At 75.1% G+C, this 11,059-nt stretch carries 9 protein-coding genes; 7 read left to right on the top strand and 2 right to left on the bottom strand.

Annotated elements, in window-relative coordinates; translation table 11 throughout:
* The coding region (locus tag AKI01S_RS53110) for a helix-turn-helix domain-containing protein (RefSeq protein WP_218010077.1) at positions 1–1,258 on the top strand (1,258 nt) is incomplete at its 5' end.
* A 267-nt stretch (positions 1,259–1,525) separates the two neighbouring features.
* Here AKI01S_RS53110 and AKI01S_RS46355 read toward each other — a convergent pair.
* Positions 1,526–3,595 carry an ATP-dependent DNA helicase gene (locus AKI01S_RS46355; RefSeq protein WP_157420642.1) on the bottom strand — a complete coding sequence of 690 codons (2,070 nt, stop codon included), beginning with the start codon at positions 3,593–3,595 and terminating at the stop codon, positions 1,526–1,528.
* Positions 3,596–3,846: 251 nt separating this feature from the next.
* Here AKI01S_RS46355 and AKI01S_RS46350 point away from each other — a divergent pair, with 251 nt between their 5' ends.
* From AKI01S_RS46350 to AKI01S_RS46325, 6 genes are all read left to right on the top strand, one after another.
* On the top strand, positions 3,847–4,845 hold the full coding sequence (locus AKI01S_RS46350; protein WP_067832842.1) for an MlaD family protein: 999 nt from the start codon (positions 3,847–3,849) through the stop codon (positions 4,843–4,845).
* Positions 4,846–4,894: 49 nt separating this feature from the next.
* Positions 4,895–5,392: a phosphoribosyltransferase gene (locus tag AKI01S_RS46345; RefSeq protein WP_067832845.1), complete on the top strand. Its 498-nt coding sequence runs from the start codon at positions 4,895–4,897 to the stop codon at positions 5,390–5,392.
* 83 nt (positions 5,393–5,475) lie between these two features.
* Entirely contained in the window at positions 5,476–6,951 is a 1,476-nt protein-coding gene (locus AKI01S_RS46340; protein WP_067832839.1) for a sulfatase family protein, read from the top strand.
* A gap of 65 nt (positions 6,952–7,016) precedes the next feature.
* Entirely contained in the window at positions 7,017–8,039 is a 1,023-nt protein-coding gene (locus tag AKI01S_RS46335; protein ID WP_067832836.1) for a DUF4192 domain-containing protein, read from the top strand.
* A 223-nt stretch (positions 8,040–8,262) separates the two neighbouring features.
* Entirely contained in the window at positions 8,263–8,886 is a 624-nt protein-coding gene (locus tag AKI01S_RS46330) for a DUF2867 domain-containing protein (RefSeq protein WP_067832833.1), read from the top strand.
* Between the two features lie 255 nt (positions 8,887–9,141).
* Positions 9,142–10,146, top strand: coding sequence for a nuclear transport factor 2-like protein (locus AKI01S_RS46325; RefSeq protein ID WP_067832830.1), 1,005 nt, complete (start codon positions 9,142–9,144; stop codon positions 10,144–10,146).
* A 54-nt stretch (positions 10,147–10,200) separates the two neighbouring features.
* Here the strand turns inward: AKI01S_RS46325 and AKI01S_RS52295 are convergent.
* Positions 10,201–11,059, bottom strand: an 859-nt coding sequence (locus AKI01S_RS52295) for an MFS transporter (RefSeq protein WP_501162097.1), incomplete at its 5' end; no start/stop codon positions are given.

Genomic DNA, 11,059 nt, shown 5'->3' with positions numbered 1-11,059 from the left:
CCGCGGTCACCGCGATCGTGCCCGACCGGGTGCCCCGGGAGCGGCGCGGCCTGGCCTCGGCGACGGCGAGGCCCTGTGCCGCGCCCTGATCGCCCTCGGCCGCTGCGCGACGTCGCACGACCCGCCGGTCGCCCGCGCCACCTACGGCCACGCCGCGCAGGTCGCCGCCGAACACGGCCTCACCCCCTGGCGGATCGCCGCGCTGACCGGCCTGGCCGCCGTGGAGGGCGGCGCCCACCCGGCGCTGGCCGAGGCGCGCGAGCTGGCCCTGGAGGCCGGGCTGCTGGCCGAGGTCGTCGCCTGCGACCTGCTGCGCGCCAAGACGATCTGCACGGCCGAGGGGCCGCGCGCCGCCGCGCCCCTGGCCCGCCGGACCGCCGGCCGCGCCGCCCGCCTCCGCCTCTCGGGCGCCCGCGCGGTCGCGGAGCTGCTGGTGGCTTTCGCCCACGCCGCCGACGCCGACGACGAGGGCATGGACCGGGCCCTGACGACCGCCGCCGACCTCCCCGACGCGCCGATCGAGGTGGCGGCCCTGACCCCGGCCGTGTCCGCCCTGCGCCGCCTGCTGGACCGCGACCTGGCGGAGGCCGACCGGCTGCTGGACTCCGGCATGCGCCGCCTGGTCGGGCGGCCGCAGGCCGCGCCGGTCCCGCTGTGGGGGCTGTGGGCGCTGCTGCGGGCCGTCCACGGCTCCGACGACGCCCGTACGACGCTGCGGCGCTCCCCCGCGGTGCTGCGCGGCGTGAACCAGGGCGTTCTGCACTACGCCGACGCGGTCGCGGCCGGACGCGCGGGACGTTCCGGCCGCGCCGCCGAACTGCTGGCCATGGGCGACCTCGTGCTGGCGGAGCACCCCTGGTGGCGGCGGCTGTGCCGGCTGCTCGCGCTGGAGGCGGCGGTCGCCGACGGGTGGGGCGACCCCGTGCCCGTGCTGCGCGCCGACCTCGACGTGTTCGACCGCGCCGGGGAACCCCGCCTCGCCCGCACCTGCCGCGACCTGCTGCGGCGGGCCGGCGCGCCCACGCGCCGGGGCCGCGGCCGCACCCCCGTCCCAGCGCCGCTGCGCGCGGCGGGCGTCACCAGCCGCGAGATGGACGTGCTGGAGCTGGTCGCGGCGGGCCTGACCAACCGCCAGATCGCCGAACGCCTGTTCCTGTCGCACCGCACGGTCGACACCCACGTGGCCAGCCTGCTGGCCAAGACCGGCACCACCCGCCGCACCGACCTGCGTCCCCTGTCGGAGGCGCGGGCGACCTGAGCACCCATGGGGGTCCTTCACCGACGCGCACACCCGCCCCCATGGGGCCCCTCCCGGTTCACCCCACCGGGAGGGGCAGCGCGTGTTGAATCGGCCTTTCGGCCCGAACCCCTCGCCCGGGGGCTCGGGAACCGACCGAAAAGCGGGCGAGCGCTGCATCGCTTCGCGATCTTCCGCCGGGATCTCGCCTTCGGCTTCGATCCCGGCCTCAGCCTCCGGACGCGCTCGCGTGCGGGGCCGGGGGTGGCGGGTGGTTTTCGGTCTGCCTCAGGAGGCGGCGGCGTCGAGGCGGCGGAGGGCGCCGCGTACCTTCTCCGCGTCGGTCGTGGCCCAGAACGGCGGCAGCGAGTTCTTCAGGAAGCCGCCGTACCGGGCGGTGACCATGCGCGGGTCGAGGATCGCGATGACGCCCCGGTCGTCCATCGACCGCAGCAGGCGGCCCGCGCCCTGCGCCAGCAGCAGCGCCGCGTGCGTGGCGGCGACCGCCATGAAGCCGTTGCCGCCGCGCGCCGCGACCGCCCGCTGCCGCGCCGACTGCACGGGGTCGTCCGGGCGCGGGAACGGGATCCGGTCCATGATCACCAGTTGCAGCGACGGGCCGGGCACGTCCACGCCCTGCCACAGCGACAGCGTCCCGAACAGGCAGCTCCGCTCGTCCTCGGCGAACTGCTTGACCAGCAGCGACGTGGAGTCCTCACCCTGGCACAGCAACGGGTGGGACAGATGGTCCTTCAGCTCGTCGGCGGCCTGCCGGGCCGCCCGCATCGAGGAGAACAGCCCGAGCGTGCGCCCGCCCGCCGCCTCGATCAGCTCGGTGATCTCGGTGAGGTAGGCGTCGGGCAGCCCGTCGCGTCCCGGCTGCGGCAGGTGCCGCGCGACGTACAGGATCCCCGACCGGGCGTGGTCGAACGGCGACCCCACGTCCAGCCCCGACCAGACGAGCTTCTTGGCCTCCCCGTCGCCCTTGCCGCCCTTGCCGTCCTTGGTGGCGGTCTTCGCCAGTCCCTCGGCGGCGGTCCTGGCGTCGGGGGAGGAGCCCTCGCCGAGCGGCGGTAGCCCCCACTGCCCGGCCAGCGGCTCGAACGACCCGCCGAGCGTGAGCGTCGCCGACGTCAGGATCGCCGTCCGCTTCTCGAACAGCGTCGTGCGCAGCAGCCCGCCGACCCCGATCGGCGCGACGTGCAGCGCGGGGGGCCGCCGGGGGCGGCCGTCCGGCACGAACGGCTTGTTCAGCCACACCACGTCGAACCGTTCGGCGATCGGCGGCTGGAACGACTCCAGCAGCCGCACCGCCGTGTCGTGCATCTCCTCCAGCGTCGACCGCGCGGCCTTGCGCGCGCCCGCGTCCGCCGGGTCCAGCTCCTTCTTCTCCGGGCCGATCGCGGTCAGGCACGCGTGGGCGGCGTCCCGCACCACGGCCACGACCTGCCCCAACGACTCCGGCAGCACGTCCATCCGCCCGGCGGGCAGGTCCTCCAGGAGGTGGCCCAGCGCCTCCCCGGCCTGCTTGAGCCGATCGGCGATCCCCTCCTCGACCAGCCGTCCGCACCGGCGCGCGGCGATCTCCACGGCGGGCGCGCTGAGGTCCCCGGTGGCGACCGAGGTGACCCGGTCCACCAGCTCGTGCGCCTCGTCCACGATCACCACGTCGTGGTCGGGCAGGACCTGGAACTCCTCCAGCGCGTCGATCGCCAGCAGCGCGTGGTTGGTGACGACGATGTGCGCCTCGCCCGCCTCGGCGCGGGCCAGCTCGGCGAAGCACTCGGTGCCCTGCGGGCAGCGCTGGGCGCCCAGGCACTCGCGCGCCGTCACCGCCACCTGCCGCCAGGCCTGCTCGCTGACGCCCGGCACCAGCTCGTCGCGGTCGCCGGTGGTGGTCTCCTCGGCCCACTCGTTGAGCCGTTTGACCTGGCGGCCCAGCGTCGACAGCTGCTGCGGGTCGAACAGGCTCTCGCCGACCTCCTCCGGGTCGTCGGGGACGCCGGTCTGCACCCGGTGCAGGCACAGGTAGTTGCGGCGGCCCTTGAGGATCGCGAACTTCAGCTCGGTCCCCAGGTGCGGTTCCAGCGCCTCGGCCAGCCGGGGCAGGTCGCGGTCCACGAGCTGGCGTTGCAGGGCGATGGTCGCGGTGGACACCACGACGGTCGTCCTGTTTCTGACGGCGTGCCGGATCGCCGGGACGAGGTAGGCCAGGGACTTGCCGGTGCCGGTGCCCGCCTGGACGGCCAGATGCTCCCCGCTCTCGACGGCGTGCGCGACGGCCTCGGCCATTCTCACCTGGCCGGGGCGTTCGGCGCCGCCGATCGCCTCGACGGCGGCGGCGAGCAGGGTCGCCATGTCGGGGGTCCGGGTCTCGCTGGCGGTCAGCACTTCAGGGGCGGGCACGTCGCCCAACGCTACCGTCCGCCGGGGGCGCTCTGGCCGGAACCGCGAGGAGCGGTCGCCGCGACCACCGGCGGAACGCCGGACGATCTTCGTGAAAGAGATCACATGGCCGGTGGGTGACGGCCGGGACCGTGTGCCCCGGATAATGCAAGTGCTCACTTACGGCGGGCGGCCGGTTGTGGCCGGGCAGAGGGGGTAACGGCATGGCCGATTCGGGGCTGTCGGCGCGTTCGCGGACCAGGTTCGCCCTGCTGGGCACGGTCGCGATCGCCGGGGCCGCCACGGCGGTCGCGTTCCCCGCGCTCCCCGCGAACGCGGACACCACCTACAACGCCGTCTTCGGCCGGGCGGGTCAGGGCCTGGACGCCAGGTCCGACATCAAGGTGCGCGGGGTCACCGTCGGCCGCGTCGAATCGGTCGGCCTCAATCCCGACGGCCGGGTCCGCGTCCGGATGCGCGTCGGCCGGGACGTCCGGGTGCCGCGCGACGCCGAGGCCCGCGTCGATCCCGTCTCGGTCTTCGGCCCCAAGGAGATCACCCTCGAACTCGGCCGCGGCTCGGGCCCCTACCTGGCCGAGGGCGGCACCGTCACCCGCACCCGCGACGCCGCCGACCCCGCCGACACCGCCCGCCCCGCCTACGAGTTCGGCAGGGTCGTCGATCCCCAGGACGTGGCGACGCTCGCGCACACGTTCGCGCGCGGCCTCGACAACCAGGGCCCCGCCCTGCGCCGCGCCGTCGACAACGGAGCGAAGGTCGTCGACGCCACCCACCGGCGCCGCGCGGAACTGCGCCGCCTGACCGAGGACCTGGCCGGGCTGTCCGGCACGCTCGGCGACCGGGGCGACACGGTCGTCGGCGTGGCCCGCGACGCCGACGCGCTGGCCCCGCTGGCGACCGGCGCGCCGGACAGGGTCACCCGCCTGCTCGACGAGGCCGGGCGGCTGTCCACCCGGGTCGGCGGCACCCTCCAGCGACAGGGCGGCAACCTCGGCGGCCTGGTCGACGACACCGCGCCCTACGCCCGCCTCGCCGCCGGGCACGACCGCGAGCTCCTGGTCCTGCTCGACAGCCTCACCGGCTTCTTCGACGGGCTGGCCAGCGTCATGACCGCCCCGGGGCCGAACGGCACCCGGCCCGCCGTGCTGCGTGGAACGCTCCCGCTCGACGCCTGCAAGATCGCCGTGGACGTGTGCGGTTGACCGGTCCCCGCGTCCGGACCACCCCGGGCGATCGGCGAAGATGGGGCTCGTGTCTGCGGAAAGAGAAGTCCTGACCTGGGAGTTGTTCGGCACCGCCAGCCGCGCGCTGGCGCAGGAGATCGCCGACAGCGGCTACCGGCCCGACCTGATCCTGTCGATCGCGCGCGGCGGCCTGTTCGTCGCCGGAGCCCTCGGCTACGCGCTGGACGTCAAGAACCTCCACGTGATGAACGTCGAGTTCTACACCGGTGTCGACCAGCGCCTGGACATGCCGGTCATGCTGCCGCCGGTGCCGAACGCCGTGGACCTGTCGGGCGCGAAGGTGCTGGTCGCCGACGACGTCGCCGACACCGGCGCCACCCTGAAGCTGGTCCGGGACTTCTGCGCCGACCACGTCGCCGACGTGCGCTGCGCCGTCATCTACGAGAAGCCCCGCTCGTCCGTGAAGTGCGAGTACGTCTGGAAGCACACCGACCAGTGGATCAACTTCCCCTGGTCCACCGAGCCGCCGGTCGTGCGGCGCGAGAACCAGGTCCTCGACGCCTAGGGGGAACACGCCCTCACGGAGAGTGACAGGGGCGGGCGGTCAGGGAAGAGTCGGGGGAGACCCGCTCGTCAGGAAGGCCCCCGGTGTTCCACCCCCGCCGCCCCTGGGCGTTCGCCCCGGTCCCCGCCCTGCTCGCCGCGTCCGCCGTGGTCGTGGGCGGGGACGCCCCGGCCTCCTCGGCCGCCGCGCCGCGCCGCCCCGACATCGTGCTGATCGTGGCCGACGACCTCGGCGCCCACGACGACCTGCGCCGCTTCCCGAACCTGGCGCGCCTGCGCCGCCAGAGCGCCGCGCTGACGAACTTCACCGTCGCCGACTCCTGGTGCTGCCCGTCGCGCGCGACGATCCTGCGCTCGCAGTACGTGCACAGCCACGGGGTGCGGACCAACAACCCGCCCGGCGGCGGCTTCGAACGCTTCCACGCCCGCGGCCTGGACCGCTCCACCGTCGGGACGTGGCTGCGCGCGGCGGGCTACCGGACGGCGCTGGTCGGCAAGTTCCTCAACGGCTACCCGGCCACGGCCGGTCCGGCGTACGTGCCGCCCGGCTGGGACGACTGGCGCGTGCCCACGGCCCGGAACCTCTACCGCCAGCGCGACTACCTCCTCGTCGAGCGGGGGAAGCGCCGCCCCCACGCGAGGCACCTGGACGACATCCTCACCGAGAGGGCCACGTCGTTCATCGCCTCCACCCCCGCCGACCGGCCGCTGTTCCTCCACCTGGCGCCCGTGGCCCCGCACCTGCCCGCCGCCCACGCGCCCCGGCACGCGCGGGCGTTCGGGAAGGCGCGGGCGCCGCGCACCCCGTCGTTCGGGCGCGCGGCCCCCCGGTCCGAGCCCCGCTGGCTGCGGCGCCTGCCGCCGCTGAAGCCCGGGGAGGTCAGGCGCATCGACCGCGTCCACCGGGCCCGGATGCGTTCGCTGCTGGCGGTGGACGACATGGTCGGCGCGGTGCTGCGGACCCTCCAGAGCACCGGCCGGGCCCGTGACGCCTACCTGTTCTTCACCTCCGACAACGGCTTCCACCTGGGGCAGCACCGGCTGCGGCCGGGCAAGACGACGCCCTTCGAGGAGGACGTGCGCGTTCCGATGCTGGTCCACGGCCCCGGCGTCCGCCCCGGCCGGATCACGGCCCCGAGCGGCACGGTGGACCTGGCGCCGACGTTCGCCGAGCTGGCCGGGGCGCGGGTGCCGTCGTTCGTGGAGGGGCGCTCCCTGGTCCCCGTCCTGGCCCGCCGCCGGGTGGCGTGGCGGCGCGGCATGCTGATCGAGTTCTTCGCGGACCGGCCCAGGAACAGGCCCGAGGGTCCCGACTGCGACACGAGGACCCGCAAGGGCTGCCCGCTCCCGCCCACCTACGCGGCCCTGCGCACACCGCGCTACACCTACGTGGAGTACGCGACGGGCGAGCGCCAGCTCTACGACCGCGCGAAAGACCCGCACCAACTGCACAACCTGGTCCGCAAGACGAACAAGGCCACCCTCCGCCGCCTGCACGCCTGGCTGACGGGCCTCCGCGCGTGCAGGGCGGCGACCTGCCGCCGGGCGGACCGGGGCTGAAGAAGTTATCCACAGGTCCTCCTCCGGCCTGTCGGCAGCCGCGCCCCGCCTGCCAGGCTCGACCCATGAGCAACCAACGCCCTCAGATGAGGATCCGCACCCCCGAGGACGTGATCGCGGCCGTCCCCTACCTGCTCGGCTTCCACCCTTCCGACAGCATCGTGCTGGTCGCCTACGGCGGTCCCCACGGCACATGCGCCCTCCGCCAGGACTTACCTCCCCAGGGCGGCGATCCCGAGGGGGAGCGCCTGGCCGCCGTCCTGACGGACAACGGCTTCGAACGGGCGGTGCTCCTCGGCTACGGCCCGCCCGGCCGCGTCGCGGCGGCCGTGGGCCGGATCCGCCCGGCCCTGGAGCACGCGGGCGTCGAGGTGGCCGAGACGATGCGGGTGGGTGACGGCCGCTGGTGGTCGCTGGACTGCGCGAGCCCGTGCTGTCCCCCCGAGGGCCGCCGCTACGACATCGCCGCCACCGAGATCGCCGCCGAGGCGACCCTCGCGGGCCAGGTGGTGCTGCCCGGCCGTTCCGACCTGGTCCGCTCGATCGCCTCCCTGGGCCTGCCCATGCGGGAGGCGACGACCCGGGCCGAGCAGCGCTGGTTCGACTGGGCCCGCCAGGGCCTGTCCCCGGCCCGGATCCGCTCCCGCGCGGTCCGGGAGGGCACGGCCCTGCTGGACGACCTGTCGGCCCGGGTCCGCGGCGACGGTCCGCCGCCCACCGGTGAGGAGGTCGCCTGGCTGGGCGTCCTCCTCACCGAAACCCGGGTCCGCGACGAGGCGTGGATCCGCATCGACCCCGACGATCCCGGCCCCCACCTGGAGTTCTGGCGCTACGTCGTCCGCCGGGTGGAGGAGCCCTACATCACGGCCCCGGCGGTGCTGCTGGCCTACGCGGCCTACAGCACGGGCGACGGAGCCCTGGCGAACATCGCCCTGGACCGCGCCGCCCCCGACTACCCCCTGGCCTGGCTGCTCCGAGAGATCATGGCCGCCGGCATCCCTCCGTCGGCGATCCACCCGGCCCTGACCGCAAGAGAACTCTCCTCCCACGACGAGGACCTACAAGAAGAGGAGTCCCAAGCAAGCTGACCCGTTCCGGGCCCGTTCCCCGACAACCCCTTGCAGCGGGCCCGGAACCCCCGAACCCCTCCCCGGCAGAGGTCCCCGGCCTGCCCTTGCGCCCGCCATGTGCCCCAGCTCACCTCTTCGCCGTGTATACGCGGGCGTATAAACGGGCTAGCCTCGATTTATACGTAGGCGTATAGAAGTGAGCGGCGGGTGGCGTCCCGGCGCGGGAGAGGCGGTCGCGGCCATGAAGCTTCCTCGGACGGCCCATACCGACCGGCCGTGGCGGATCCACGAGATCGCCCCCGACTTCGAGGTCGAGGACGTGTGGTCCTTCCGCACCCCCGGCGCCGGGCCGGACGACTTCCCCGTGATGCTCGCCGCGATGCGGGCGGGCGGCGGGTTCGCCAACCAGCCTCCTGCGGTCCGGTTCCTGTTCGCGGTGCGCTGGAAGCTCGGCGCCCTGCTCGGCTGGGACGGGTCCAGGGCGGGCCTCGGGACGCGCGTCCGGCCGCTGCGCGACCGCCTGCCGGACGACCTCCGCGAGACCGCGGACGACTCCGCCGCCGACGCCACCCCGTTCAGCCCGGTGTACGACCTTCCGGACGAGTCCGTCCGCGAACTGGCCAACAAGACCGTCCACACCCTCATGCACCTGGGGTGGGCGCCGACCGGCGACGGCGGCCACGAGCTGCGGATGGCGGTCCTGGTCAAGCCCAACGGCCGGTTCGGGCGGCTGTACATGGCCTCCATCGCGCCGTTCCGCCACCTGGTCGTCTACCCGGCGCTGACCCGCCAGTGGGAACGCGCCTGGCGGAACCGCGCGCTCCTGCTCCCCGAGGACGCCACCACCACTTCCCGTCGGGGGTGACGGGACGCCTCCTTGCCGGCGTCGCGTGTGACCTCGGCGGTCCGCTGCGCCCGCTCCCGAGGCGGTGGTCACCGATCCGCGCTCCGCGTCCGGCGTCCTCACCCCCTGCGGCGAAGGTGACGGCCGCCCTCCGGCGGCCGGTCCGCCGGTGACCGGCGCGACGCATGACCCCGCACGTAATCGATCTTCGATGGCGTGGTCCGGGAGGCTGGCGGTGTTCTTCCCGAGCTCGGCCTCACCCCGCAAGGAGCACCCGTGGACACACGTTCGGTCAAGGCGTTCGTGGTCGCCGTCGCGATCGCCGTTCCGATGGTCCCCGCCGTCACGGCCCGGGCGGACGGCCCGGCGGTGGTCGAGGGGACGCCCACCCCCGCCGCCCGGACGTTCATCGACCGCCAGACGCGGTTCGGGGCGATGCCGACCTACACCACCCCCGGCGCGCCCGACGAGGCGGACCTGAACCGGCGGGTCGCCGCCTACGGGGAGATGTGGCACGAGGACGCGACCCTCTGGGAGGCCGCCAGGGAGCCGGTCCGGGGGCGCGCGAACATCGAGAACTCGATCCGCGGGTCGCTGCGCCTCGTGCCCTCGTTCGGGTTCCGGCCGACCCGCGTCGCCGTCGGCCCGAACGTGGTCATGTACGGCGCGCACAACGAGGCCGTCATCAACGGCAACCAGGTCTCCTACCCCGCGATCTACCGGGTGGTGCTGGACCGGAACGGCGACGTCGTCCAGGGGAGGCGCTACTACGACCGGTTCCGGTGGTTCAGGCCGCTCGACGGTTCCCTGCGGGACCTGTTCGGCGACGTGCGGGACCACGGTCGCGCCGCCGCCCCGGCCGCCGGACGCCCGGCGTCCCCCGACGACGTCGCGGGCCGGGCCGCGGCCTGGAACCGGCGGGACGCCGCCGCACTGGTGAACTCCGTGCGGAACGTCCCGCTGTCGGGCACCGGCCTCGACGGCCGCCGGCTGCACACCCGCGGCGGCAAGCTCGCCTACCTGCGGCGGCTGTTCAGCACGTTCGGCGCCGACCCCGCCGCGAGGCTGGAGCCCGGCGAGAGGGTGAACACCCCCGCGGCCACCTACCAGGAGTGGTACGGAACGGTGAACAGCCAGGGCCGCACCACCTCGTTCGGCATCATCGAGCGCTTCGGGCACCGCGACGGCAAGCCGACCGACTGGACGCTGACCTTCGACACGCTCCCGCTGATCGCCGACGACCGGGAGATCGCCAGGCTCTACGGCCTGATCCGGCCCTGACGCCGGACGGCGCCCGTGCCGTCCACCGGCGGGACGGCAGGGGCGCCGCGGCTTTCAGGAGGCCCGGCCGGGGCCCGGGCGGAGCAGGGACAGCGTGAGGAGGCAGCCGAGGGCCGCCAGGGCCGCGGCGGCGGCGAAGCCCGCGTGGATGCCGTCGAGGTAGGCCTCCGGCGTGGAGCCCCCCGCCTCGGCGGCCAGCAGCAGGAGGGCGGTGACGCCCAGGCCGGAGCCGACGCGCTGCACCGTGTTGACGATCCCGGCCGCGATGCCGGTGTCGTCCTTGTCCACGGCCGTCACGGCGGGCACCGTCACCCCCACGAACGCGGCGGGCAGCCCCACCCCGAACACCAGCGCCGCGGGCAGCACGTCCACCACGTACGAGCCGTCGGCGGGCAGCCGCGCGAACCACGCCATCGCGGCGGCCTGCGACGCCATCCCCGCCGCCAGCACGCCCGTCGCGCCCAGCCGTTCGAGGGCGTAGGGGATGAGGGTGCGCGAGACCACGATGTTGACCGCCGCGACCGGGAGCACCGCCAGGCCCGACCGGGTCGGGCTGTAGCCCTGGCTGTTCTGCAGGTACAGCGCCAGCAGCGCGAACGCGGGCACGTGCGCCGCGCCGACCAGCGCGTTCACCGCCGCGGAGCCGCTGACCGCCCGCACCGCGAACAGCCGCAGCGGCATCAGCGGGTGCGGGCTGCGCGCCTCGATCACCAGGAACGCGGCCAGCAGCGCCGCCCCGGCGGCCAGGCACGGCCAGACCGCCGTGCGGGCGCCCGGGTCGCCCAGCGCGCCGATCGCGTACCCGAGCAGGAGGAGCGCCGCCGTCCCGGTGACCGCGCCCGGCACGTCCAGCCGCCCGGGCCCCCGCACCGGACGGCCGGCGCCGGGGTCGCGCGGGGGCGCCGCGGTGGCG

It is taken from the genome of Actinomadura kijaniata NBRC 14229, from assembly GCF_001552175.1.
Taxonomy (GTDB): Bacteria; Actinomycetota; Actinomycetes; order Streptosporangiales; family Streptosporangiaceae; genus Spirillospora; species Spirillospora kijaniata.
Note: the sequence above shows the minus strand (reverse complement) of the source record. Positions and strands in the feature narration are given on the sequence as shown.

Excerpts from the sequence above, each read along its gene's own strand:
- AKI01S_RS46355 (WP_157420642.1), bottom strand. The coding sequence starts at position 3,595 with ATGGCGACCCTGCTCGCCGCCGCCGTCGAGGCGATCGGCGGCGCCGAA.
- AKI01S_RS46350 (WP_067832842.1), top strand. The coding sequence starts at position 3,847 with ATGGCCGATTCGGGGCTGTCGGCGCGTTCGCGGACCAGGTTCGCCCTG.
- AKI01S_RS46335 (WP_067832836.1), top strand. The coding sequence starts at position 7,017 with ATGAGCAACCAACGCCCTCAGATGAGGATCCGCACCCCCGAGGACGTG.
- AKI01S_RS46330 (WP_067832833.1), top strand. The coding sequence starts at position 8,263 with ATGAAGCTTCCTCGGACGGCCCATACCGACCGGCCGTGGCGGATCCAC.